The 25,016-nt window shown below is 70.4% G+C and carries 20 protein-coding genes and 4 tRNA genes; 13 read left to right on the top strand and 11 right to left on the bottom strand.

Features of this window, described 5'->3' with window-relative positions; all coding sequences use genetic code 11:
- Positions 1-94 precede the first annotated feature (94 nt).
- The 5 genes from purS to ACFVXE_RS05165 all read left to right on the top strand — a co-directional run bounded on the left by purS (position 95) and on the right by ACFVXE_RS05165 (position 5,116).
- Positions 95-355, top strand: a complete 261-nt coding sequence (gene purS, locus ACFVXE_RS05185) for a phosphoribosylformylglycinamidine synthase subunit PurS (RefSeq protein WP_176729353.1) — start codon at positions 95-97, stop codon at positions 353-355.
- Positions 352-1,032 (top strand): phosphoribosylformylglycinamidine synthase subunit PurQ, encoded by a 681-nt coding sequence (gene purQ / locus ACFVXE_RS05180; protein ID WP_030929707.1) that lies wholly within the window; start codon positions 352-354, stop codon positions 1,030-1,032. Before purS ends, purQ begins: the two co-directional genes overlap by 4 nt.
- The gene (gene purL, locus ACFVXE_RS05175) at positions 1,029-3,278 is read left to right on the top strand and encodes a phosphoribosylformylglycinamidine synthase subunit PurL (protein WP_389669326.1); all 2,250 of its coding nucleotides are present in this window, start codon (positions 1,029-1,031) and stop codon (positions 3,276-3,278) included. The genes purQ and purL overlap by 4 nt, the downstream gene beginning before the upstream one ends.
- 133 nt (positions 3,279-3,411) lie before the next feature.
- On the top strand, positions 3,412-4,209 hold the full coding sequence (locus ACFVXE_RS05170) for a sterol carrier family protein (protein WP_389669324.1): 798 nt from the start codon (positions 3,412-3,414) through the stop codon (positions 4,207-4,209).
- A gap of 109 nt (positions 4,210-4,318) precedes the next feature.
- Entirely contained in the window at positions 4,319-5,116 is a 798-nt protein-coding gene (locus ACFVXE_RS05165) for an META domain-containing protein (RefSeq protein WP_389669322.1), read from the top strand.
- A gap of 1 nt (position 5,117) precedes the next feature.
- Here the strand turns inward: ACFVXE_RS05165 and ACFVXE_RS05160 are convergent, their stop codons facing one another.
- Together ACFVXE_RS05160 and ACFVXE_RS05155 are read right to left on the bottom strand one after the other, a co-directional pair.
- Positions 5,118-6,578, bottom strand: coding sequence for a sulfatase (locus ACFVXE_RS05160; RefSeq protein WP_389669320.1), 1,461 nt, complete (start codon positions 6,576-6,578; stop codon positions 5,118-5,120).
- Positions 6,579-6,763: 185 nt separating this feature from the next.
- Entirely contained in the window at positions 6,764-6,856 is a 93-nt protein-coding gene (locus tag ACFVXE_RS05155) for a putative leader peptide (protein ID WP_351527697.1), read from the bottom strand.
- 484 nt (positions 6,857-7,340) lie between these two features.
- Here ACFVXE_RS05155 and purF point away from each other — a divergent pair, with 484 nt between their 5' ends.
- Together purF and purM are read left to right on the top strand one after the other, a co-directional pair.
- Positions 7,341-8,867 carry an amidophosphoribosyltransferase gene (purF, locus tag ACFVXE_RS05150; RefSeq protein ID WP_389669318.1) on the top strand — a complete coding sequence of 509 codons (1,527 nt, stop codon included), beginning with the start codon at positions 7,341-7,343 and terminating at the stop codon, positions 8,865-8,867.
- A 60-nt stretch (positions 8,868-8,927) separates the two neighbouring features.
- On the top strand, positions 8,928-9,995 hold the full coding sequence (gene purM / locus ACFVXE_RS05145; RefSeq protein ID WP_389669316.1) for a phosphoribosylformylglycinamidine cyclo-ligase: 1,068 nt from the start codon (positions 8,928-8,930) through the stop codon (positions 9,993-9,995).
- Between the two features lie 138 nt (positions 9,996-10,133).
- Here purM and ACFVXE_RS05140 read toward each other — a convergent pair whose 3' ends face one another.
- Entirely contained in the window at positions 10,134-10,391 is a 258-nt protein-coding gene (locus ACFVXE_RS05140; protein ID WP_389669315.1) for a DUF3073 domain-containing protein, read from the bottom strand.
- Positions 10,392-10,728: 337 nt separating this feature from the next.
- Positions 10,729-11,820: a Leu/Phe/Val dehydrogenase gene (locus ACFVXE_RS05135; RefSeq protein ID WP_389669314.1), complete on the bottom strand. Its 1,092-nt coding sequence runs from the start codon at positions 11,818-11,820 to the stop codon at positions 10,729-10,731.
- Positions 11,821-11,996: 176 nt separating this feature from the next.
- On the opposite strand from ACFVXE_RS05135, the gene ACFVXE_RS05130 reads away from it, so the two are divergent.
- Positions 11,997-12,842, top strand: coding sequence for a hypothetical protein (locus ACFVXE_RS05130; RefSeq protein ID WP_389669312.1), 846 nt, complete (start codon positions 11,997-11,999; stop codon positions 12,840-12,842).
- 524 nt (positions 12,843-13,366) lie between these two features.
- Positions 13,367-13,573: a developmental transcriptional regulator BldC gene (gene bldC, locus ACFVXE_RS05125; protein WP_003949541.1), complete on the top strand. Its 207-nt coding sequence runs from the start codon at positions 13,367-13,369 to the stop codon at positions 13,571-13,573.
- Between the two features lie 456 nt (positions 13,574-14,029).
- Here the strand turns inward: bldC and ACFVXE_RS05120 are convergent, their stop codons facing one another.
- The 3 genes from ACFVXE_RS05120 to hrpA all read right to left on the bottom strand — a co-directional run bounded on the left by ACFVXE_RS05120 (position 14,030) and on the right by hrpA (position 18,594).
- On the bottom strand, positions 14,030-14,344 hold the full coding sequence (locus ACFVXE_RS05120; RefSeq protein ID WP_389669311.1) for a DUF6274 family protein: 315 nt from the start codon (positions 14,342-14,344) through the stop codon (positions 14,030-14,032).
- A 138-nt stretch (positions 14,345-14,482) separates the two neighbouring features.
- Positions 14,483-14,557: transfer RNA gene (locus ACFVXE_RS05115), tRNA-Asp, on the bottom strand.
- A gap of 116 nt (positions 14,558-14,673) precedes the next feature.
- Positions 14,674-18,594, bottom strand: coding sequence for an ATP-dependent RNA helicase HrpA (hrpA, locus tag ACFVXE_RS05110; RefSeq protein WP_389669309.1), 3,921 nt, complete (start codon positions 18,592-18,594; stop codon positions 14,674-14,676).
- A gap of 377 nt (positions 18,595-18,971) precedes the next feature.
- On the opposite strand from hrpA, the gene ACFVXE_RS05105 reads away from it, so the two are divergent.
- Positions 18,972-19,793: a DsbA family protein gene (locus ACFVXE_RS05105; RefSeq protein WP_389669308.1), complete on the top strand. Its 822-nt coding sequence runs from the start codon at positions 18,972-18,974 to the stop codon at positions 19,791-19,793.
- 70 nt (positions 19,794-19,863) lie between these two features.
- On the opposite strand, the gene ACFVXE_RS05100 is transcribed toward ACFVXE_RS05105, so the two are convergent.
- The 4 genes from ACFVXE_RS05100 to ACFVXE_RS05085 all read right to left on the bottom strand — a co-directional run bounded on the left by ACFVXE_RS05100 (position 19,864) and on the right by ACFVXE_RS05085 (position 21,785).
- Positions 19,864-19,940 (bottom strand) — tRNA-Phe (locus ACFVXE_RS05100).
- A 22-nt stretch (positions 19,941-19,962) separates the two neighbouring features.
- Positions 19,963-20,037: transfer RNA gene (locus tag ACFVXE_RS05095), tRNA-Asp, on the bottom strand.
- Between the two features lie 38 nt (positions 20,038-20,075).
- Positions 20,076-20,148 (bottom strand) — tRNA-Glu (locus tag ACFVXE_RS05090).
- Between the two features lie 80 nt (positions 20,149-20,228).
- Entirely contained in the window at positions 20,229-21,785 is a 1,557-nt protein-coding gene (locus tag ACFVXE_RS05085) for a metallophosphoesterase (RefSeq protein WP_389669307.1), read from the bottom strand.
- Between the two features lie 89 nt (positions 21,786-21,874).
- On the opposite strand from ACFVXE_RS05085, the gene ACFVXE_RS05080 reads away from it, so the two are divergent.
- The 3 genes from ACFVXE_RS05080 to ACFVXE_RS05070 all read left to right on the top strand — a co-directional run.
- On the top strand, positions 21,875-22,225 hold the full coding sequence (locus ACFVXE_RS05080) for a metallopeptidase family protein (RefSeq protein WP_389669305.1): 351 nt from the start codon (positions 21,875-21,877) through the stop codon (positions 22,223-22,225).
- Between the two features lie 220 nt (positions 22,226-22,445).
- Positions 22,446-22,940: a hypothetical protein gene (locus tag ACFVXE_RS05075; RefSeq protein WP_389669303.1), complete on the top strand. Its 495-nt coding sequence runs from the start codon at positions 22,446-22,448 to the stop codon at positions 22,938-22,940.
- A 209-nt stretch (positions 22,941-23,149) separates the two neighbouring features.
- A partial coding sequence (locus ACFVXE_RS05070; protein WP_389669301.1) for a DEAD/DEAH box helicase occupies positions 23,150-25,016 on the top strand: 1,867 nt, incomplete at its 3' end.

The following is a 25,016-nucleotide window of genomic DNA, read 5'->3' as shown; positions in this document are numbered from 1 at the left end:
GTAGAATTTCTGGCCAGGTACGCTGAGAGGACCTGCGGGGGTCTGGGGAGCCCCCCGGAGAAACAGCCGCACCACACCACCACCGGGAGTGCCAGTGGCACGCGTCGTAGTCGACGTCATGCTCAAGCCCGAGATCCTCGACCCGCAAGGACAGGCGGTGCAGCGTGCACTGCCCCGTCTCGGCTTCGAGGGAATCGCGGACGTACGTCAGGGAAAGCGTTTCGAACTGGAGGTCGAGGGGCCGGTGGACGATGCCGCCCTCAGCCGCATTCACGAGATGGCCGAGACGTTCCTCGCCAACACCGTCATCGAGGACTTCACCGTGAAGGTGGAGAAGGCCGAGGAGTCGAAGTGACTGCTCGTATCGGAGTCGTCACCTTTCCCGGCACGCTCGACGACCAGGACAGCCTGAGGGCTGTCCGGGTCGCGGGCGCCGAACCCGTATCGCTGTGGCACCGCGACAAGGACCTGCACCAGGTCGACGCGGTCATCCTGGCGGGCGGCTTCTCCTACGGCGACTATCTGCGGGCCGGAGCCATCTCCCGGTTCTCGCCGGTCATGGAGACCGTCATCGAGCAGGCGAAGGCCGGCATGCCGGTCCTCGGCATCTGCAACGGTTTCCAGATCCTGACCGAGGCGCACCTGCTGCCCGGCGCGATGCTGCGCAACAACCACCTGCACTTCATCTGCCGCGATCAGAAGCTGCGTGTCGAGAACGCGGAGACGGCCTGGACCTCGGACTACTCCGCGGGCCAGGAGATCTCCGTACCGCTCAAGAACATGGACGGGCGCTACGTCGCCGACGAGCGCGTCCTCGACGAGCTGGAGGCGGAGGGCCGGGTCGCCTTCCGCTACCTGGACGTGAACCCCAACGGCTCGCTGCGCGACATCGCCGGCATCACCAACGCCGCGGGCAACGTCGTCGGTCTGATGCCGCACCCGGAGCACGCCGTCGAGCCGCTGATCGGAACCGGTCGCACCGACGGCCTCGGTTTCTTCACCTCGATCATCAAGAAGCTGGTCAACGCATGAGCCTGGATACGGTCAAGCACGCGGCCGAGACCCCGGACACCGCGCAGCCCTGGAAGGAGCTCGGCCTCAAGGAGGACGAGTACGCCCGGATCCGCGAGATCCTGGGCCGCCGTCCCACCGGCGCCGAGCTCGCCATGTACTCCGTGATGTGGTCCGAACACTGCTCCTACAAGAGCAGCAAGGTCCACCTCAAGCAGTTCGGCGAGAAGGTCCCCGCCAACGACGCGATGCTCGTCGGCATCGGCGAGAACGCCGGTGTGGTCGACGTCGGTCAGGGTTACGCGGTCACCTTCAAGGTCGAGTCGCACAACCACCCCTCGTACATCGAGCCCTACCAGGGCGCGGCGACCGGCGTCGGCGGCATCGTCCGCGACATCCTCGCGATGGGTGCCCGTCCGGTCGCGGTCGTCGACCCGCTGCGGTTCGGCGCGGCCGACCACCCCGACACCAAGCGGGTCCTCCCGGGTGTCGTCGCGGGCATCGGCGGGTACGGCAACTGCCTCGGCCTGCCGAACATCGGCGGCGAGGTCGTCTTCGACTCCTGCTACCAGGGCAACCCGCTCGTCAACGCCGGCTGCATCGGTGTGATGAAGCACGAGGACATCCACCTCGCCCAGGCCTCCGGCCCGGGCAACAAGGTCATCCTCTACGGCGCCCGCACCGGCGGCGACGGCATCGGCGGCGTCTCGGTGCTGGCCTCGGAGACCTTCGAGTCGACCGGCCCGGCGAAGCGTCCGGCCGTCCAGGTCGGCGACCCGTTCCAGGAGAAGCTCCTCATCGAGTGCACCTTGGAGATCTTCGGCGAGAAGCTCGTCGCGGGCATCCAGGACCTCGGCGGCGCCGGCCTCTCCTGCGCCACCTCGGAGCTTGCCTCCGCGGGCTCCGGCGGTATGCGCGTCGAGCTGGACACCGTTCCGCTGCGCGACTCCTCGCTCTCGCCCGAGGAAATCCTCATGAGCGAGTCGCAGGAGCGCATGTGCGCGATCGTCGAGCCGCAGCACGTCGACCGCTTCCTGGAGATCTGCGAGAAGTGGGACGTCATCGCCACCGTCATCGGTGAGGTGACCGAGGGCTCGCAGCTGGAGATCTTCTGGCACGGCGAGCAGATCGTGGACGTGCCGCCGCGGTCCGTCGCCCACGAGGGCCCGACGTACCACCGCCCGTTCGCCCGCCCGTCCTGGCAGGACGCGCTGCAGGCCGACGACGCGAACAAGCTCGCCCGCCCGGCGGACGCCGCCGAGCTGCGCGAGCAGGTCCTCAAGCTGGTCGCTTCTCCGAACCAGGCCTCGAAGGCATGGATCACGGACCAGTACGACCGGTTCGTGCAGGGCAACACCGTGCTCGCGATGCCCGAGGACGCCGGCATGGTCCGGATCGACGAGAAGTCGAACCTGGGCGTCGCCATGGCGACCGACGGCAACGGCCGGTACGCGAAGCTCGACCCGTACACGGGCGCACAGCTCGCGCTGGCCGAGGCGTACCGCAACGTCGCCACGTCCGGCGCCAAGCCGCTCGCCATCTCCGACTGCCTGAACTTCGGTTCGCCCGAGGACCCGGACGTCATGTGGCAGTTCGCCGAGGCCACCCGTGGCCTCGCGGACGGCTGCCTGGAGCTGGGCACCCCGGTCACCGGCGGCAACGTGTCGCTGTACAACCAGACCGGCGAGACGGCGATCCACCCGACGCCGGTCGTGGCCGTGCTCGGTGTGATCGACGACGTGACGCGGCGTACGCCGGTCGCCTTCAAGGAAGAGGGCCAGCTCCTCTACCTGCTCGGCGACACGCGTGAGGAGTTCGGTGGCTCGGCCTGGTCCGAGGTCGTCCATCAGCACCTCGGTGGAATGCCGCCCAAGGTCGACCTGGGCCGCGAGAAGCTGCTCGGCGAGATCCTGATCTCGGCGTCCCGCGACGGCATGGTCGACGCGGCGCACGACCTCTCCGACGGCGGTCTGATCCAGGCGGTCACCGAGTCCTGCCTGCGCGGCGGGAAGGGTGCCCGGCTGGTCGTGCCGGACGGTCTGGACGCGTTCACCTTCCTCTTCTCGGAGTCGGCGGGCCGCGCGGTCGTCTCGATTCCGCGCAGCGAGGAGCTCCGCTTCAACGACATGTGCGGGGCGCGGGGTCTGCCCGTCACCCGGATCGGTGTCGTGGACGGCGACGAGATCGAGGTGCAGGGCGAGTTCAGCATCCCGCTGAGCGAGCTCCGTACGGCGCACGAGGCGACCATCCCCGGTCTGCTCGCCTGAGCCGGTTCATCGCTCCACGCCGCAGCCCCCGTCCGGTACGCCGGACGGGGGCTGCGGCGTTTCCCCGCGAGCGGCGGATCGGTGACCCGGGACCGTGACCCGGGGGCGGTGGTCCGGCCGTAGGCTCGTTCCCATGCCGCCGTCCCGGAAGCGCGCCCGCCGCTACGACCTGGTCCGTACCCGCACCGCCGTACAGGCGCAGTTCGCCCATGTCCGTTCCGCGGTCGGCACGCTGACGCCCGAGCAGCTCGCGCTGCCGACCCGGCTCGGCGCGTGGACGGTGCGGGAGCTGGCAGTCCATCTGACGACGGCGGTCTCGCACGTCACCCGGAATCTGGAACTGCCGGAGCCGTCCGGCGGGCCCGGCCTCGCGCTGGACCAGTGGCCGTTCTCGACTGCGGGCCGGGCCGACCGGATCGCCGCCGACACCGAGGCGCTCGCAGCGGAGCGGCCCGATCTCGACGCGCTGTACGCGGAGGTCGCCGGCCGGTTCGAGGAGCTGGTGCCGGGGGTGGGCGAGGACCGGCTGCTGCCGACCCGGGTCGGGGTGATGCGGCTGGGCGACTTCCTCGTCACCCGTACCGTCGAACTCGTCGTGCACACGGACGATCTGAACGCGGCGACCGGGCTCGACATCCCGTACGACCGGCAGGCCCTCGCTGCCTGCACCCGGCTGCTCGCCGACGCGCTGGCGGCCAAGGCGCCCGGCGGGTCGGTGGAGGTGCGCATCCCGCCGTTCGCCGTCGTCCAATGCGTCGAGGGGCCCAGACACACCCGCGGTACGCCGCCCAACGTGGTCGAGACCGATCCGCTGACCTGGATCCGGCTGGCCACCGGGCGTACCCGGTGGTCGGCGGCGCTCGACGCGGCTCAGGTCGGTGCGAGCGGTGAGCGGGCCGATCTCGGCGACCTGCTGCCGCTGCTGGGCTGAACGCCGGGCCGGACCGGTCGGCCGCCCCCCGGCCGAGGGGAACCGGATCGGCCCTTCACACCGTCAGATGGTCATGTTCAGTCAATGTAGGGCTCTCAGCGCCGGCGTCGTGGCCCTTCTCGCCCTGGCCGGTTGCGCACCGCAACCGGGGTACGGCGACGAGGACGACCTGGGGTCCGGCCGCGCCCGCGGCTCCGTACGGACCGGTCTGCCCGTCACCGACGTCTACTGGAAGGCCGACTCGGTGACGGTCGGCGGCAGGAGGACCGCGGCGCCGGACAGCGCTCACGTCACGATCACACCCGAGGGCCGGGTCAGCGGGAACTACGGCTGCAACCACTTCTCCGCCACCGCCCGGATGACCGACGACAAGATCACCGTCACGCCGGGCACGGCCACCGCGATGGGCTGCGCGAAGGACGTCGAGCGGTTCGAGAAGGCCATGTCCGGCGCGCTCAGCGGCAGACTCACCGCAGCCGTCGCGGACGAGACCCTCACCCTGACCACGGTGAAGGGCGACTCCATCGCCTTCACCTCGGAGCCCCCGGCCCCGCTCACCGGCACCACGTGGACCGTCGGCGCCCTGGTCTCCGGCGCGACCGTCTCGTCGCTGCCCGGGGGCGCGGAGAGGACCGCGCGGCTGACCTTCGGCAAGGACGGGTCCGTGGCGGGCAGCGCCGGCTGCAACCATCTGCGCGGTGCCGCGACGGTCTCCGGGCCGGCCATCACCTTCGGCCGGATCAACGGGACCAAGATGATGTGCCCGGGCCCGCGGATGAAGCTGGAGCGCGCGCTGCTTGCGATCCTGGACGGGAGGACGACGTACCGGATCGATCACCGCACGCTGACCCTCACCGCGTCGAACGGCAAGGGATTCAGCGCGACGGCACCCGCACCCGGGAAGTGAGTCAGGACCCGGCGGGATACGGCAGCAGGCCGGCGTCCGTCCGCTCCCAGGACGCCCTGAGCTCGGCCAGCAGCTCCGGCTCGGCCTGCGCCCGGTCCGCCTGTTCGCGCTGGTCGTGGGCGAGCTGGAACAGCTGGTCGGCACCGCTCCTGCCCCGGTAGTACTTCCAGTCACCGCGCCGCAGCGCCCGCTCCCCGCGCACCCGCCAGAACAGCTCCCGTTCCTCGGGCTCCTCGCCCCGCAGCAGATATCCGGCGAGGCTGGTGCCGTCCAGCGGGTACGCCGGGTCCGGACGCGCGCCGCCGAGCTCCAGCAGCGTCGCCGTCCAGTCCGGCGAGAACAGCGGCACCCCGCTCACCTGGTGCGGGTCGATCCTGGCGGGCCAGCGCAGCACCGCCGGGACCCGGATGCCGCCCTCCTGCAGCGAGGACTTGTTGCCGGAGAGCGGCCACTGGTACGAGAACCGCTCACCACCGTTGTCGCTGGCGAAGAAGACGAGGGTGTCCTCCGCCTGGCCGGACCGGCTCAGTGCCTTGAGCACCTCGCCGACCGAGCGGTCGAGATCCTCGACCATCTGCTTGTACTTCTCGACCGAGCCGCCGTCGGCGTGGAAGAGGCCGCCGAGCCCACCGGCCTTGATCTTGCGGACGATCTCGGCGCTCTCCGCCGTGTCGCCCTCCGCGATCCACGGCCAGTGCGGGGTGGTGAAGTTCAGGTTGAGCAGCCACGGCTTGTCGTGGTCGCGCTGCACGTACTCGCTCGCCCGCTCGGTCAGGATCCGGGTGTAGTAGCGCAGATCCTTGTACTCGGCGTCGCCCTCGAACAGGTCGTACTCCCCGGCGAGCCCGAGCTTGGAGTAGTACTCCAGTGCGCCGCCGAAGTTCCCGAAGAACTCGTCCCAGCCGGACTTGGTCGGGCTGTAGTCCGGCAGGTAGCCGCAGTGCCACTTGCCGATCAGCGCGGTGGCGTACCCGGCGCCGCGCAGCAGTGAGGCGAGGGTCGGGTGGGTGGGTTCGAGGCCGACGGAACGGTCCGCGATGGGCTCGGCGAGCCCGCCCTTCGTGCGGCCCGGATAGCGGCCGGTGTAGAGGCTGAACCGGGTCGGGGAGCAGGTCGCGGAGCCGGCGTAGGCATCCGTGAACCGCACTCCCTCGCGTCCCAGCCGGTCCAGGTTCGGGGTGTGGATGTGCGGGGACCCGTACGAGGACAGATCGGCCCAGCCGAGGTCGTCGCCGAGGATGAAGAGGATGTTGGGCCGCCGGGAATGTCTGCCGCGGGCCGCCCGGAAGGGGCGTTCCCGGACCGCCTCGGCGGGGGTGGGTGACGCGGCGGCGGGGGAGGCGGCCGCCAGTCCCACGGCGGCCGTGGCGGCGGTCGCGCCGACGGCGGTTCCGAAGGCGCGCCGGGTCAGCGCCCCGGTGTCCGTACCTGTGTTCGAATCGATGGGCTCGTGGGACGTCATGGCTGCTCCAGGGCAGGGCTCGGCCGCGCAGGCACGGCGGCGAAGGGGAGAGAGCTGAAGAGCGGGAACCCGTCAGGCGTCAGGCGCAGGGCGATGCCGGGTACGGGGGAAACGCGGTGCGCCGCCGACGCGTGGCCGGAGGCCGGCGCGGAGCGCCGTACCGGCAGGGGTGCGTGAGGCGGGGATCAGGCGCAGCGACAGATGGCGCTCGCGACACGTCCCAGATCGACGTGGCGGCGCTCCACGAGCGTGACCGAGTGATCACCGAGAGGCTGCATGGCCAGGAGCCTGCCAAGAGGGCATGCGCCTGTCAACGCCGGTCTCGCACTCCGGACGCCGCCGCATCCCGCGTCGGACGCCCGCGCCTACGCGCGTCACACGCATTCCGTCGACGACGGAGAAGCCGCATACCGGCCGCCGCGCTCCGTGCGCGGTGTGAGGCTCACCACGGAACAACCGTTCTTCCGGCCGCCCTCGCGCGCCGCCGGAGGACTCACCGAGCGCCACCGCCGGACCCGAAGGGTCCGACGCGCCCGGTGGCTTGAACTGGCCGGTAATGCGCCGACAGCCCCGTCGTCAGCCGCCCCGTGGCGCATACGGCCCCGCCTCCGGATCCCGCGCCGAGCCGACTTCCGTCACGCTCCGTGGTCAAATGTGACCGCTCGGGCCGCCCCCGGAAAGGCGCTCCAGGCCCCTTCCCCGGTGCTCCGGGGGGATGTCCCCAATTCGGACCAGTGGTCGATCTCGCCTACACTCGGTGGTGTGCCTCGTGGTGATGGACGACTCAACCACGACCTGCTCCCCGGAGAGAAGGGCCCCCAGGACGCTTGCGGCGTCTTCGGTGTCTGGGCTCCGGGCGAAGAGGTCGCCAAGCTCACCTATTTCGGACTGTATGCCCTGCAGCACCGTGGACAGGAGTCCGCGGGCATCGCAGTGAGCAACGGGTCCCAGATCCTGGTCTTCAAGGACATGGGACTGGTCTCGCAAGTCTTCGACGAAACGTCTCTGGGATCTCTCCAGGGCCATATCGCGGTCGGTCATGCCCGCTACTCCACCACCGGTGCCTCGGTGTGGGAGAACGCGCAGCCGACGTTCCGTGCGACCGCGCACGGCTCGATCGCCCTGGGTCACAACGGCAATCTGGTCAACACGGCCCAGCTCGCCGAGATGGTCGCCGACCTTCCTCGTAAGGACGGCCGCGCCACCCAGGTCGCCGCGACGAACGACACCGATCTGGTGACCGCGCTGCTCGCCGGCCAGACCGACGACGACGGCAAGCCGCTCACCATCGAGGAGGCCGCCGCCAAGGTGCTTCCCGGTGTGAAGGGCGCCTTCTCGTTGGTCTTCATGGACGAGCACACCCTCTACGCGGCCCGTGACCCGCAGGGCATCCGCCCGCTGGTCCTCGGCCGGCTGGAGCGCGGCTGGGTGGTGGCCTCCGAGTCCGCCGCCCTCGACATCTGCGGCGCCAGCTTCGTCCGTGAGATCGAGCCGGGCGAGCTCGTCGCCATCGACGAGAACGGCCTGCGCACCTCGCGCTTCGCGGAAGCGAAGCCGAAGGGCTGTGTCTTCGAGTACGTCTACCTGGCGCGCCCCGACACGGACATCGCCGGACGGAACGTCTACCTCTCCCGTGTGGAGATGGGCCGCAGGCTGGCCGCCGAGGCGCCGGTCGAGGCCGATCTGGTCATAGCGACTCCGGAGTCCGGCACCCCCGCCGCCATCGGCTACGCGGAGGCGAGCGGTATCCCGTTCGGCGCCGGTCTGGTCAAGAACGCGTACGTCGGCCGGACCTTCATCCAGCCCTCCCAGACCATTCGCCAGCTGGGCATCCGCCTCAAGCTGAACCCGCTCAAGGAAGTCATCAAGGGCAAGCGCCTGGTGGTCGTCGACGACTCGATCGTCCGCGGCAACACCCAGCGCGCGCTCGTCCGGATGCTCCGTGAGGCGGGCGCGGCCGAGATCCACATCCGGATCTCGTCCCCGCCGGTCAAGTGGCCCTGCTTCTTCGGCATCGACTTCGCGACCCGCGCGGAGCTGATCGCCAACGGCATGACGGTCGACGAGATCTCCACCTCGATGGGTGCCGACTCGCTCGCGTACATCTCCCTCGACGCGATGATCGAGGCGACGACGATCGCCAAGCCGAACCTCTGCCGCGCCTGCTTCGACGGTGAGTACCCGATGGAGCTGCCGGACCCGGAGCTGCTCGGCAAGCAGCTGCTGGAGACCGAGCTGGCCGCAGGGCCTGCGGCGACCGCCGCGTCCGACGCGCTGCGTCGGCCGTGACCGGCCACCCGCACCAGCCCTGCCATCAGCCCCGTACTTCCACACGAAAGATCCCAGGCAATGTCTGAGACAACAGGTGCTTCCTACGCGGCAGCGGGCGTCGACATCGAGGCCGGCGACCGTGCCGTCGAGTTGATGAAGGAGTGGGTGAAGAAGACGCGGCGTCCCGAGGTCCTCGGCGGCCTCGGCGGTTTCGCCGGGCTCTTCGACGCCTCCGCCCTGCGGCGCTACGAGCGCCCGCTGCTCGCCTCCGCCACCGACGGCGTCGGCACGAAGGTCGACCTCGCCCGCAAGATGGGCGTGTACGACACCATCGGCCACGACCTCGTCGGCATGGTCGTCGACGACCTGGTCGTGTGCGGCGCCGAACCGCTCTTCATGACCGACTACATCTGCGTCGGCAAGGTGCACCCCGAGCGCGTCGCGGCCATCGTGAAGGGCATCGCCGAAGGCTGTGTCCTGGCGGGCTGCGCACTGATCGGCGGCGAGACCGCCGAGCACCCGGGGCTCCTCGGTCCGGACGACTTCGATGTCGCCGGCGCCGGCACGGGCGTGGTCGAGGCGGACCACCTGCTCGGCCCGGATCGCATCCGTAAGGGTGACGCGGTGATCGCCATGGCGTCCTCCGGTCTTCACTCCAACGGGTACTCGCTCGTCCGTCACGTCGTCTTCGACCGGGCCGGCTGGGCGCTGGACCGCAAGGTCGAGGAGTTCGGCCGGACGCTCGGCGAGGAGCTCCTGGAGCCCACCAAGATCTACTCGCTGGACTGCCTGGCGCTGACCCGCACGACCGAGGTGCACGGCTTCAGCCACGTCACCGGCGGCGGTCTCGCCAACAACCTGGCCCGGGTCATCCCGGACGGGCTGCACGCCACGGTCGACCGTTCCACGTGGACGCCCGGTGCGGTCTTCGACCTGGTCGGCAAGGCCGGTCAGGTCGAGCAGCTGGAGCTGGAGAAGACGCTCAACATGGGCGTCGGCATGATCGCGATCGTCCCGGCGGAATCGGTGGATGCCGCTCTGACGACGCTGGCCGACCGCGGTGTCGACTCCTGGGTCGCCGGTGAGATCACCGACCGCGGCACGCACACGACGGGCGCCGAGCTCACGGGTTCGTACGCACGCTGAGAACGGCCGCTTCCGATCGCCGGGCAGCTCCGCCCGCCCGGCGATCGGGACCGCCGGCCTGACGCGGCCCATCCTTGTCGGAACAGCACAGAACCCGGTCCGGGCAGGCCCGGACCGGGTTGATGTGTCAGCGCGAGGTCAAGCGCCGCGGCGCTGTGACGACGGACCGGACTGTTCGTCCTCGTCCTCGTCCTCGTCGTCGTTGTACAGATCCGCGTACTGTGCGTACGGGTCATCTTCCTCGTCGTCGTCCTCGAACGGCTCTGCGTTCGGTGGTTGACTCGAAGGCGATGCGCCCAGCTCATTGGCCAGACGCGACAGGTCAGTCCCGCCGCTGCTGTACTTCAGCTGGCGGGCGACCTTTGTCTGCTTGGCCTTTGCCCGGCCGCGCCCCATGGCTCGACCCCCTCGGTGACGGGGCTCGACGGCCCCAGAGTCTTGACACGCGTTCATGTTTCAGGACGGACTCTCGGCAGAGAGACCGTGCCCGTAGGGCTTTAACGGTACCTGCTTCCGTGGCCATACGGTACGCCGCCCGCATCACACGCCCCGGAACACGACCCGCGAGAAGCCCCGTCCTCGCTGGTCAACTGCGATTTTAACCTCTTCTTGGCGTGCGACCCGCCGACCGGCGTGAGTCTTGTCTCGCCGGTCGGCGGGCGGGCGCCGCCGCAGCGGGCGGCGACGCCCGGCAACGCCCGGTGACGCACCTGCGACCACGGGTGACCGAGGGTCAGGGGCGGCGCGCCTCGGCCATCCGCTGCTCGGCGATCCGGTCGGCCGCCGCGGCCGGCGGAATCCCGTCGGCCTTCGCGCGTGCGAATATGGCCAGCGTCGTGTCGAAGATCTTCGACGCCTTCGCCCGGCACCGGTCGAAGTCGAACCCGTGCAGCTCGTCGGCGACCTGGATGACCCCGCCCGCGTTCACCACGTAGTCGGGGGCGTACAGGATCGAACGGTCCGCGAGGTCCTTCTCGACGCCCGGGTGCGCCAGCTGGTTGTTGGCCGCGCCGCACACCACCCTGGCGGTGAGCACAGGGACGGTCTCGTCGTTCAGCGCCCCGCCGAGCGCGCACGGGGCGTAGATGTCGAGGCCCTCGGTACGGATCAGCGCCGCGGTGTCCGAGGCCACCGCGACCTCGGGGTGGAGCTCGGTGATCCGGCGCACCGACTCCGGCCGGACGTCCGTGACCACGACCTCGGCACCGTCCGACAGAAGGTGCTCGACGAGGTGGTGGCCGACCTTGCCGACCCCCGCGACCGCTACTTTTCGGCCACGCAGTGTCGGGTCGCCCCAGAGGTGCTGCGCGGAGGCCCGCATGCCCTGGAAGACGCCGAACGCGGTGAGGACCGAGGAGTCGCCGGCGCCGCCGTTCTCGGGGGAGCGGCCGGTGGTCCACCGGCACTCGCGGGCCACGACGTCCATGTCGGCGACGTAGGTGCCGACGTCGCAGGCGGTCACGTAACGCCCGCCGAGCGAGGCCACGGCCCGCCCGAACGCCAGCAGCAGTTCCGTCTTCCGGGTGGGCTCGAACGCCTCCGGGTCGCCGATGATGACGGCCTTGCCGCCACCGTGGTCGAGACCGGCCATGGCGTTCTTGTACGACATGCCGCGCGAGAGGTTCAGGACATCCGCGAGCGCCTCCTCCTCGGAGGCGTACGGATAGAAGCGGGTGCCGCCGAGGGCCGGGCCCAGGGCGGTGGAGTGGATGGCGATGACAGCCTTGAGGCCGCTGGCACGGTCCTGGCAGAGCACGACCTGTTCGTGCCCCCCCTGATCCGAGTGGAACAGGGTGTGCAGGACGCCGTCGGTCACATCGGTCACTGTGGTGACTCCCAAGTACGAAGCGGCGGAAGACCCTCCTGAAGGTGGGGAGGGTCCCGGACCGGCCGGCACGGCCGGTCCGACTGGGCAAGAGCGTAAGTCCTGGGAGGGCGCGGATCCGGTCCAGTGCTCAGGATCACCCCCTGGCGGAGTACGGGCGTGACACGATTTGCCGCATGTCGGTGGTGTCTTCGGTGCTGGTCCCATACGCGTCCTACCTGCGGGTGTACGAACCGCTGGCTGCCTTCCCGGAGCCGGAGCGTGCCCACTGGGCCCGCTACGCGGGGCGCGCCCGCCTCCCCACGGCCCAGGACGAACTCCGCCGCTCGCTGGCCGACTTGGCGGCCACCCCGCCGGTCGGCGTGCCGGCCCACGAGAGCGGGGACGCGTTCGTCGCCGAGCTGAACGGCGTGGTGTGCGTCTGCCCCTGGCGGACCCGGCTGCGCGGCTGGCTGGCGCTGGGCGAGCTGGCGGAGATGTTCCCGGCCCCGGTGCTCGACGCCGTGCTGCCGCCGGTGGTGCGCGGACAGGCGGTGGCCGACCACGAACGGTGGGCGGAGCGCAACCCGGACGCCAGGCCGTGGATCCGTACCGCGGTGTGGCAGGTGCCGGTGCGGTGGTTCGTGCTCTTCTCCGACGGGGAGCGGGAGCACACGGAGGCGGCCGGCGACGGCGTGGCGCCGGTGCTGCGCTACCGGACCCCGATGGTGCAGGCGCGCCGCCGGCTGGCCCGGGCGCTGAAGACGCTGCGTGAGACGGTCGACGACGGTCCGCTGGCCGCGGGACTGGTGGACGTCGGGCGGTGGCTGGAGGAATTCCACCCGCGCGCGTTGGTCGAGCTCGACTACGGCGGACTGGTGCACGCGCTGTCGGCGGAGCAGCTCGCCGCGGACCGCTCGGCCGCGGACGTCGCCGAGGGCATCGCGGCGCTGCAGGCCGGTGACACCGAAGGGGCGGGCGAGGCGTACCGGCGGCTGGCGGAGCGCTGGCGGGCCGTGAGGGATCGTCAATTCGCCAACTGAGCCCGGGACCGGAACCGCTTTCCCGTGTGACACGTGAGAGTGGTGGGGATGAAGTGGCGGGAGTGTGCGTCCGTGGTCCTAGGACCTACGTCCTGAACCGGGCCTATGCCTCAAGCGTGACGGATAGCACTAACGGGGCCCTTGCGTCCTTCCCTACCCCTCGTGCCAAAATAGGACAAGGAGTCCGGGGAGGACTCCATCCGTCCAAGTATGGGCGGAATGCTCGGCATTGCGCTCTATGGGGGGTCTGGCGACTCCTGATCGCTCTGTGACTGATCGTCACGGTGGTGTGACTGTCCGCTATGGCATGGTCCATCGGCTTCCGTCGCTGATGAACACCTGGGAGGGCAATTCCATCGGTTTGGCCGACGTGGCTGGACGGATGGTGTAGTTGTAGTGCCGAGGACAAGCCGTTCGTCCTATAACCGACTCGGCCCGCGTCCGCCATTTCGGGCAACGCGGGTCAAGGTGCAGAATTTAAAGGAAAGAACCGAGATGGTTCGGTTCTCCCGAGGAGGCCGCTCATGACCGCTCGCACCCCTGATGCCGAGCCGCTGCTGACCCCGGCTGAGGTTGCCACGATGTTCCGCGTGGACCCGAAGACGGTCACCCGTTGGGCCAAGGCAGGCAAGCTCACGTCCATCCGCACGCTCGGTGGACATCGCCGGTACCGCGAGGCAGAGGTCCGCGCACTGCTTGCGGGTATTCCGCAGCAGCGCAGCGAGGCCTGACATACCCCTGTCGCCGCGCCACAACCGGGCTGCCCGGGTCCCCCAACCCGTGTTCGCCCACCCATAGCTCCACACGACGGGCGCCCGCCCCAACGGGCGCCATACCCGTGCAAATGCGGGTGTGTCGTTCGATCGCGCTGGACTCCGCCGGGTCCAGCGCGATCTTTTTTTGTGCCCGTACGGAGGCCCGTCTTCCGGGGCCGGGCGGCGGAAGGCTCCTCTGCGTGCCTCGCGTGAGCCGGCCGGCGGCCCGTGGGGCGGGTTCCGGGCGGGGCGGCTGACGGCCCTGCGGTGGCCTCGTCAGGGTGGTGCAATTGCACATATTAAATTCGCCAGTTGTAGGAAGGGTGTAAAGTCACCCTTTCTCAAAACTCTTTCAGTGACTCCCGTCACACGGTGCGAGTCTTGCCAAGGTCGAGCCTGCCACTGACGGGAAGTCGAAGTCGTCGCCATCGGTCACGTGGTGGCGGGACTTCCGTCCTCGGCCCGCCGCTCGCGGCCCTGCCCGTCCCGCGCCTTCGGGGCGGTGGAGCGGGTGCGGGAGGGGGTGTCGGTCGCGACGGAGCCCTGAACGGCCACCGAGGCCCCGCCGGACAGCGCGGGCGGTTCAGGGGGCGGGATGGGCGCAGAGGCCGTCACGGGCTCCATGGCGAGCCGCAGGAGCCGGTGGCAGATCGGGCAGTGCCGGGTGAGGTGCCGGTAACCGGAAGCGGCCGCCAGGTGGGCGCGCAGCAGTGCGCGGGTCTCATGCCTCGCAGTGGATGCCGCCATCCGCGCCACCTCCCGGTGGACCGCGCCGCCCCGCGCCGAGGAACTGGGACGGTCCCTGCTGTCTGAGTACCCGTCGGCAGTTGCCGGAGTCAAGACGCGCGAAAGCCCGGATCCAGTGGATCCGGGCTTTCGTTACTGCGGTCCTGACGGGATTTGAACCCGCGGCCTCCACCTTGACAGGGTGGCGAGCACTCCAAACTGCTCCACAGGACCAGGTTTTCGCTGCTTGCCTTGCGGCTGGCTGTGAAACCAGACTGTACAGGAGGTTGGCGGTCCAGGTCGACTTCACTCCTGGTGGTGGATCCGTTACGCCCCCGAGCCGCCCCAAATCACGGCGCCGCGGCGTCGATCGCCTTCACGATCCGCTTGTCGGAGACGGCGTACGCGGTGCCCAGGGCATGCGCGAAGTAGCTGACCCGGAGCTCCTCGATCATCCAGCGGATGTCCAGGACCTCCTGCGGAACGGGCCTGCCCTGCGGCAGCTGTTCGAGCAGCCAGGCGTACTCGTCCTGCATCTCGTGGACCTTCTCCATGCGCGTGGTGTCGCGCTGGACGGCCGTCGGCATCTGCTGGAGCCTGCGGTCCGCGGCGACCAGATAGCGCATCAGGTCGGGCAGCCTGCGCAGCCCGGTCCCGGTGACGAAGCCGGGCGGTACGAGGGCGGCCAGCTGGTTCCGTACGTCGGTGACGTTCGCGACCAGGACGAGGCTGTTGGTGGCCTTCAGGCGGCGCTCGCACGCCTGCCAGGCGGCCAGCACCTGCTGCACCTGGGCGACCGTGTGCTCGGTCAGCGCGACCAGGTCCGCGCGGACCTTGTCGTACAGCTTCCGGAACGACTCCTCGTCCCAGGCCGGTCCGCCGTGGGCGCCGATCAGCCGGTCCGCCGCCGCGGTCGCACAGTCCTCGAACAGCGCCTGGATGGAGCCGTGCGGATTGCGGGACAGGGCCAGCTTCTGCTGGTTCGTCAGCTTGTCCGAGGCGAACTTGGCCGGGTTCACCGGGATGTTCAGCAGGATCAGCTTCCGGGTGCCGCGCCACATCGCCTGCTGCTGCTCGGCCTCGGTGTCGAAGAGCCGCACCGCCACGGTCTCGCCCTGGTCCACTAGCGCCGGGTACGCCTTGACCGGCTGGCCGGCCCGGCGGGTCTCGAAGACCCGGTTCAGCGTGCCGATCGTCCAGCCCGTGAGGCCCGAACGCTCGATGGACTCGCCCGAGGGGCCCGCGGTCGCCGCGGCGGCCTTGGAGAGGGCCTGACGGGCCTTGGGGCGCAGCTGGAGCTTCAGCGCCTCCAGGTCCTTGTCCTCGGCCACCTTGCGGCGTCGCTCGTCGACGATCCGGAACGTGATCTTGAGGTGGTCCGGGATCCGCGACTGGTCGAAGTCGTCGGCGGAGACCGGGACCCCGACCATCCGCTGCAGCTCGCGGGCGAGTGTGACCGGCAGCGGCTCCTGGAGGGGGACCGCCTGGTCCAGGAACCTGCCCGCGTAGTTCGGCGCGGGGACGTAGTGCCTGCGGACCGGCTTGGGCAGCGACCGGATCAGCTCGGTGACGACTTCTTCGCGCAGACCCGGGATCTGCCAGTCGAAGCCCTCCGCGGTGACCTGGTTGAGCACCTGGAGCGGGACGTGGACGGTCACACCGTCGGCGTCCGCGCCGGGCTCGAACTGGTACGTCACCTTGAACTTGAGCCTGCCCTGCCGCCAGGAGTCCGGGTAGTCGTCCTTGGTGACGGCGCCGGCCTTCTCGTTGATGAGCATCGAGCGCTCGAAGTCGAGCGCGTCCGGCTCGTCCCGGCGCTTGTGCTTCCACCAGGAGTCGAAGTGCGCCCCGGAGACGACGTGCGCCGGGATCCGCTGGTCGTAGAAGTCGAAGAGCGTCTCGTCGTCCACCAGGATGTCGCGGCGGCGCGCCCGGTGCTCCAGCTCCTCGACCTCGCCGAGGAGTTTGCGGTTGTCGTGGAAGAACTGGTGGTGGGTCCGCCAGTCGCCCTCGACCAGTGCGTTCCGGATGAAGAGGTCACGGGAGGTCTCGGCGTCGATCCGGCCGAAATTGATCTTGCGCTGGGCGACGATCGGCACTCCGTACAGGGTGACCCGCTCGTACGCCATGACCGCCGCCTGGTCCTTCTCCCAGTGCGGCTCGCTGTAGGTGCGCTTCAGCAGATGCTGGGCCACCGGCTCGATCCACTCCGGTTCGACCTTGGCGTTGACCCGCGCCCACAGCCGGGACGTCTCGACCAGCTCGGCCGACATCACGAACCGCGGCTGCTTCTTGAAGAGTGCCGACCCCGGGAAGATCGCGAACTTGGCGCTGCGGGCGCCGAGGTACTCGTTCTTCTCGGTGTCCTTCAGCCCGATGTGCGACAGCAGCCCGGCCAGCAGCGAGGTGTGCACCGCCTGCTCCGGCGCGTCCTCCTCGTTCAGATGGATGTCCATCTGCTTGGCCACCGTACGCAGCTGCGCATAGATGTCCTGCCATTCGCGGATGCGCAGGAAGTTCAGGTACTCCTGCTTGCACATCCGGCGGAAGCTGGACGAGCCGCGCTCCTTCTGCTGCTCGCGGATGTACCGCCACAGATTCAGGAACGCCAGGAAGTCGGAGGTCTCGTCCTTGAAGCGGGCGTGCTGCTGATCGGCCTGCGTCTGCTTGTCCGAGGGCCGCTCGCGCGGGTCCTGGATGGAGAGCGCGGCGGCGATCACCATGACCTCACGGGTGCAGCCGTTGCGGTCGGCCTCGATCACCATGCGGGCCAGCCGCGGGTCGACGGGCAGCTGCGAGAGCTTCCGGCCCAGCGGCGTCAGCCGCTTCTTCGGATCCTTCTCGTCCGGGTCCAGCGCGCCGAGCTCCTGGAGGAGCTGCACACCGTCGCGGATGTTGCGGTGGTCCGGCGGGTCGATGAAGGGGAACTTCTCGATGTCGCCGAGACCGGCCGCGGTCATCTGGAGGATGACGGACGCCAGGTTCGTACGGAGGATCTCCGCATCCGTGAACTCCGGGCGGGTCAGGAAGTCGTCCTCGGAGTACAGCCGGATGCAGATGCCGTCCGAGGTACGGCCGCAGCGGCCCTTGCGCTGGTTGGCGCTGGCCTGCGAGATCCGCTCGATCGGCAGCCGCTGGACCTTGGTGCGATGGCTGTAGCGGGAGATCCGGGCATTGCCCGGGTCGATCACGTACTTGATGCCGGGAACGGTCAGCGAGGTCTCGGCGACGTTCGTCGCCAGCACGATCCTGCGGCCGGTGTGGCGCTGGAACACGCGGTGCTGCTCGGCGTGCGACAGGCGCGCGTAGAGGGGGAGCACCTCGGTGTGGCGGAGGTTCTTCTTGTTCAGGGCGTCCGCGGTGTCGCGGATCTCGCGCTCACCGGAGAGGAAGACCAGTACATCGCCGGGGCCCTCCGCCTGGAGCTCGTCGACGGCGTCGCAGATCGCGGTGATCTGGTCGCGGTCGGAGTCGTCGCCCTCTTCCTCGAGCAGCGGCCGGTAACGCACCTCGACCGGATACGTACGCCCGCTGACCTCGACGATCGGCGCGTCGCCGAAGTGCCGGGCGAAGCGATCGGGGTCGATGGTCGCCGAGGTGATGACGACCTTCAGATCGGGGCGCCGGGGGAGCAGCCGGGCCAGGTAGCCGAGCAGGAAGTCGATGTTCAGCGACCGCTCGTGGGCCTCGTCGATGATGATCGTGTCGTAGGCGAGCAGCTCGCGGTCCGTCTGGATCTCGGCCAGCAGGATGCCGTCGGTCATCAGCTTCAGATACGTGGCGTCCGGGTTCACCTGGTCGGTGAAGCGGACCTTCCACCCGACCGCCTCGCCGAGCGGGGTCTTCAGCTCGTCGGCGACGCGCTCGGCGACCGTGCGGGCCGCGATCCGGCGCGGCTGGGTGTGCCCGATCATGCCCCGTAGGCCACGCCCCAGCTCCATGCAGATCTTCGGGAGCTGGGTGGTCTTGCCGGAGCCGGTCTCACCGGCGACGATCACGACCTGGTGGTCGCGTATCGCCTCCAGGATCTCGTCCTTCTTCTGACTGACCGGAAGCTCTTCCGGGTACGAGAGGGCGGGCAGCCTGGCGGCGCGTCCCGCGAGCCGCTCGGCTGCCTTCCCGGCCTGGGTGGCGATCTCGTCCAGCACGGCCTGCTGGGCCTCGGGCTTGCGGATCCGGCGCGCCCCTTCGAGGCGGCGGCCGAGCCGGTGCGCGTCGCGGAGCGAGAGCTGTCCGAGCTGGGACTGGAGATCGGCGAAGGAAGTAGACATACGGGTCCCAGGATCGCACCCGGGCCCGAGGATCGGCGAACCTATTTCGCGCGGTCTGCGTCACGGCGCCGGCCGCCGGGTGAAGGGCCGGGGCGCACCACATGCCATTTCGGGCACCCGAGACCCCGGACGGTCGGTTCCCGTCGTCCCCGCCGTCGGTCGAATGGCCGTCGGCCGTGTCGCGTACGCGAGGTGGGGGCCGCGGCCGCACGGGCGCGGGGCGGCCCGGCCGAGCGGCCGTACGAGTCAGGTTGCGCGGGCCGGAGCCTGTCCCGCCGTTCCCGGTGGAACGCTCCGTACTGCGGGTGCGGGCGACCCTCGCCCTCCGGCCGTCCCCCCGTCCTCTCTCCCGCGCATCACGAGCACGGAGTCCTGCCATGCCCACGCCCCAAGCGCCCTCGTCCAAGAAGCCACTGCTCTACGGCACCGCTGTCGTCCTCGCCGCCGTGCTGCTCGGCTTCCTCTCCTACCGGGCCACCGCCCCCGCCGAGCACTCCGGCGCCTCCTCGGCCGCCGACGCCACCGCCGACCCGGACGCCGGCGTCTATCCGGAGCTGGCGAAACTCGCCCGCCGCGACCCCGGCGACGCGCTCGCGCGGGGGCGCGTCGACGCCCCGGTGGTCCTCATCGAGTACGCCGACTTCAAGTGCGGCTACTGCGGCACGTACGCCCGTGACACCGAACCCGCCCTGGTGAAGAAGTACGTCGACAACGGCACCCTGCGCATCGAGTGGCGCAACTTCCCCATCTTCGGGACCGAGTCAGAGGCCGTCGCGCGCGCCGCCTGGGCCGCCGGACAGCAGCGCCGCTTCTGGCAGTTCCATGCGGCCGCCTACGCCCCGGGAGCCAAGGAGAAGGGGTTCGGGAAGGCCCGGCTGAAGGCGCTCGCGCAGCAGGCGGGGGTCCCGGACCTCGGCCGGTTCGCACGCGACGCGGACGGTGCGGCAGCCGCCGGCGCGGTGAGCAAGGACCAGCAGGAGGCGTACGGGATCGGCGCCAGCTCCACCCCGTCGTTCCTGGTCAACGGCCACCCGATCGCCGGATCCCAGCCGGTGGCGGTCTTCGAGTCGGCCATCGACGCGGCGGCCGACCGGGCTGCCGGCACCAAGGACGCCAAGGATGCCGACGGCACGCGGGCATCGGGAGTCGGGCGGGAATCCGGGGGCACCGGCAGGGTGACGGCCGGTGCCGGGGCATGAAGGTGAACTCCGCCGTACGGGAGGTGGCCTGACGCGACGAAAGCCCCGTCCGACGGACGGGGCTTTCGGGTGGTGGCTGGGGCCGGGATCGAACCGGCGACCTATCGCTTTTCAGGCGATCGCTCGTACCAACTGAGCTACCCAGCCACGCAGCGCATAAGAGCTGCAGCGGTCCTGACGGGATTTGAACCCGCGGCCTCCACCTTGACAGGGTGGCGAGCACTCCAAACTGCTCCACAGGACCAAGCAATGTGCGAGACAAGTCTCGCACACGTTAAAGCGTGCCCCCAACGGGATTCGAACCCGTGCTACCGCCTTGAAAGGGCGGCGTCCTGGGCCACTAGACGATGAGGGCTAAGGGCCCACCTGCGCGCTTTCCAGCGCGTCGGGGACGTGAGAAGCATATGGGATGGGTGGAGCTATCGCCAAAACGGTTTACGGCGAGCGGGTGGGAGCGGTCGGCGAAGGGGTCCCGTCCGCCCGGATCTCCTCCGGCAGATGGCGGCTGACCTCGGCGGTCGTCAGGCCGAGCCCGCCGAGCGTGATCTCGTCCCAGGCCTGCAGGCGGCGCGTCGCGCGGTCCAGGTAGAGCACCGAGGCGCGCACCGGCTCGGGCTTCCTGCTCTGCAGGGCGCGCAGTCCGCCGCCGCCCGTCGATCCCTCCACCTTGAGGCGGGTGCCGAGCTTCATCAGCTCGTTCTCCCGGTGGTGCACATGACCGGCGAGGACCAGCGGGACCGTGCCGTCCGTCTCACGTGCCGCGTCCGGCTCATGGGTGACGGCGATGTCGACCGGGGTGCCGGCCTGTTCCTGGGCGCGCAGCGCGGCGGCGAGCCGCATCCCCGCCAGCCGTTCGGCCGGCGCGCCGCGGGCCGCCAGCGAGCGGTCGGGGGTGAACTGCGGGTCGCCGATGCCGGCCACCCGCAGACCGCCGACGTCCACGGCCCGGCCGTCGTCGAGCACGCGCACGTTCTTGAACCGCTTCAGATATTTCTGGGTGGCCCGGGAGTCGTGGTTGCCGCGGACCCATACGTACGGCACGCCGAGGTCGCGGACGGGGTCGAGGAAGCCGTTCTCGACCGCGGCGCCGTGGTCCATGGTGTCGCCCGAATCGATGATCACGTCGATGCCGTACTGCTCGACCAGCGAGCCGATGATCTGCCAGGCCGCCGGGTTGAGGTGGATGTCCGAGACGTGCAGGACGCGGAGGGTGGCGGGGTCCGGCCGGTAGACCGGGAGCGTCGAGGTGGCCTCGTACAGCTTGGTCACATTGGTGACCAGCCTGGCCAGTTCGCGCTGGTAGACGTCGAAGTCGGTGACGATCGAGCGCGCGTCGCCGACCACCGAAGGGGCGCTGGAGAGCAGTCCCGAGAACCTGGGCTCCAGGACGGACTTCGGGTTCCACGTGGCGTACGCGCTGACTCCGGACGCGGCGAGCAGCGCCAGGGCGAGACCGCCGGCGGCCAGTGCGCGGCGCGGGCGCCGGTAGACGGCGAGACCGAGCGCGGTGGCGCCGGAGACGACGGCGACGCAGGAGCGCACGGCCAGTTCGCGGGTGCCGGTGGAGACATCGGCGGTGATCTCCTGCTGGAGCCCGGAGAGCCGTTCGGGGTGCTGGACCAGGGCCTGGGAGCGCACCGGGTCGAGGCGTTCGACATCGACGTCGAGTCGGACCGGGGCTGTGTGGGAGTTCAGTTCCAGGGCGCCCAGCGGGGCCACGTCTATCTTCGTGCCGCCGGTCAGGGAGGGGCGCAGGGCCATGGTGGTGTCCATGGGGCCCACGGGCGTACGGACGCCGCCGACGATCAGCAGCCCCAGCCAGGCACCGAGGAGCACGACGCCGACCAGGCCGAGCGCACGCGCACAGGGGTGCGGGGTGGAGGTGAGGATGCTGTCGGGGGGCGTGGAGCGGGTGCGCCGCTGCCGCCGGACACGGACCGCTGCGGCGAGGGCTGAGGCACGGAACGAGTCGCGGAACGGGGCGCGGGGCATGGGGCGCGTATGCCCGGGCCCGAGGACGGCCATGCGGGACGGGGCGCGGTTCCGGGGCCGGGCGGGCGGGGGTACGTGACAATGGCGGGGTGCTGGAGATGACGCGCGAAGAGTTCGAGGAACTGGTCGCCGAGGCGCTGGACCGGATCCCGTCGGAGCTGACGCGGCTGATGGACAACGTCGCGGTGTTCGTCGAGGACGAACCGGAGCCCGGCGATCCGGATCTGCTCGGGCTGTACGAGGGCACGCCGTTGACCGATCGCGGCGAGTGGTACGCGGGGGTGCTGCCGGACCGGATCACGATCTACCGCGGGCCGACGCTGCGGATGTGCGGGACGCGCGAGGACGTCGTCGCCGAGACGGAAGTCACGGTCGTCCACGAAATCGCCCACCACTTCGGCATCGACGACGAGCGGCTGCACGCCCTCGGATACGGCTGAGAAGGGCGCGGCGGGACGCGGCCCGGATCCGCGGCGCGGCAGCGGTGGGAGGGCCGAAGGGGCTCGGGGCGTGTCCATGGCGGGGGATCGGGAGTTGGACAGTGCGCCCCCGCCCGCCCCGTTCCACTTCCCGCTCCGGAGGTGCCCCGTGCGCCACTTGTCCGCCCCTGTCCGATGGGCAGCCGTCACCGCAGTGACGATCGCCACGTCCACCGGCTGTATGAGCATCAGCGCCGACGACGGCAAGCCGGCCCCGTCGCCGTCGGCCTCGCAGAAGGGTTCGACGGCCGGGCCGAACGGCTCCACGGTGGTGGGTACCGGTCGCGGCCGTACCGGCGGCGCCGGAACGCACGCGGGCCGGAAGGCCGGCGAATCGCCGAGCCCGAGCGGGTCGGCGGACGCCTCCGCCGGGCCGGGCGGCGCAAAGGCGGACGCGGAGCCGGGGGCCGCGCTGCCGACCGGGGGCGGGACACCGTCGTCGCCCGGGGGCGGACAGCAGCAGCCGGGTTCGTCCTCGCAGCCCTCGGGATCCGCGGCGCCGTCCGGGTCGGCCGACCCGGGGCAGCCGGGCTCGCCCGGTCCGGAGTCCTCGGATCCGCCGGTGGTGCCGTCCGCGTCCCCGGCCGCTCAGCCCCGCAGGCATGGCAGGAGGTCGGCGAACGAGGCGCGGGCGCTGCGGACGCCCGAGGCGTCACCGCAGGTGGGGCCGGTGTAGGGGGCGGTCCGAAGGGTGCGGTTTGCGCAATGCGGGTGAGAGTGCGTATGGTAGTAGATCGTTTGATCCCATTGCCCGGCGCCGACACAGAAGAGCGCCGTGTGGCGCGTACTCTCCCTTGCCGTGGCTGGACCGCATTGAGGCGGTCGAAATTGCGAATCACGGAGTTATGGGCGCGTGCCGAGACTCCGGAAGGTTTCGCATTTCGCATGTCCAATTTCAGCTCTGACAACACCGTCATGCCCGAGAACGACGAGATTGTCGCCGACGCCGAGGCCGTAGTGGCCGAGGCCGCCGAGGTGTCCGAGACGGTCGACACGACCGAGACCGTCGACACCGCCACCGCCGACACCGACGTTCCCGCCGAGGACGCCGAGCCGACCATCACCTTCGGAGACCTCGGTCTGCCCGAGGGCATCGTCCGCAAGCTCGCGCAGAACGGCGTGACGGCGCCCTTCCCGATCCAGGCCGCGACCATTCCGGACGCCCTGGCCGGCAAGGACATCCTGGGCCGTGGCCGTACCGGCTCCGGCAAGACGCTCTCCTTCGGTCTGCCGACCCTGGCCACGCTGGCCGGCGGCCACACCGAGAAGAAGAAGCCCCGCGCGATCATCCTCACCCCGACCCGTGAGCTCGCGATGCAGGTCGCGGACGCGCTGCAGCCCTACGGCGACGTGCTCGGCCTGAAGATGAAGGTCGTCTGCGGCGGTACGTCGATGGGCAACCAGATCTACGCGCTGGAGCGCGGTGTCGACGTCCTCGTCGCCACCCCGGGCCGCCTGCGCGACATCATCAACCGGGGCGCCTGCTCCCTGGAGAACGTCCAGGTCGCGGTCCTCGACGAGGCCGACCAGATGTCCGACCTGGGCTTCCTGCCCGAGGTCACCGAGCTGCTCGACCAGGTTCCGGTCGGCGGCCAGCGCATGCTCTTCTCCGCCACGATGGAGAACGAGATCGGCACGCTGGTCAAGCGCTACCTGAACAACCCGGTGAGCCACGAGGTCGACAGCGCCCAGGGCAACGTCACGACCATGACGCACCACGTCCTCGTCGTGAAGCCGAAGGACAAGGCGCCGGTCACCTCCGCCATCGCCGCCCGCAAGGGCCGCACGATCATCTTCGTCCGCACCCAGCTGGGCGCCGACCGCATCGCCGAGCAGCTCGTCGAGGCGGGCGTGAAGGCGGACGCGCTGCACGGCGGCATGACGCAGGGCGCCCGTACCCGGGTGCTCGCCGACTTCAAGGACGGTTACGTCAACGCGCTCGTCGCGACCGACGTCGCCGCCCGCGGTATCCACGTCGACGGCATCGACCTGGTGCTGAACGTGGACCCCGCCGGTGACCACAAGGACTACCTGCACCGCTCGGGCCGTACCGCCCGTGCCGGCAAGTCCGGTGTCGTCGTCTCCCTGGCGCTGCCGCACCAGCGCCGCCAGATCTTCCGTCTGATGGAGGACGCGGGCGTCGACGCCTCGCGCCACATCGTCGGTGGCGCCGGCGCCTTCGACCCGGAGGTCGCCGAGATCACCGGCGCCCGTTCGCTGACCGAGGTCCAGGCCGACTCCGCGAACAACGCCGCCAAGCAGGCGGAGCGCGAGGTCGCCGACCTGACCAAGCAGCTGGAGCGCGTCCAGCGCCGCGCCGGTGAGCTCCGCGAGGAGGCCGACCGCCTGGTCGCCCGTGCCGCGCGCGAGCGGGGCGACGACCCCGAGGCCGCGGTCGCCGAGGTCGCCGCCGAGGCGGAGGCCGCGATCGAGGCCGCCGTCTCCGTGCCGGAGCAGCCCACCGCGCGTGACGACCGTCGCGACGACCGGGGCAACTTCGACCGCCGGGACAACCGTGGTGGCGACCGCCGGGACGACCGCGGTGGATTCCGCGGTGGTGACCGTCGTGACGACCGCGGTGGTGACCGTGGTGGTTTCCAGCGTCGTGACGACCGTCCGTCGGGTGGCTTCCGCCGTGACAACGACCGTCCGTCGTCCAACCGCGACCGTCGTGACGACCGCGGTGGTGACCGTGGTGGTTTCCAGCGTCGTGACGACCGTCCGTCGGGTGGCTTCCGCCGTGACAACGACC

This window comes from Streptomyces sp. NPDC058231 (genome assembly GCF_042882275.1).
Classification (GTDB): Bacteria; Actinomycetota; Actinomycetes; order Streptomycetales; family Streptomycetaceae; genus Streptomyces.
Note: the sequence above shows the minus strand (reverse complement) of the source record. Positions and strands in the feature narration are given on the sequence as shown.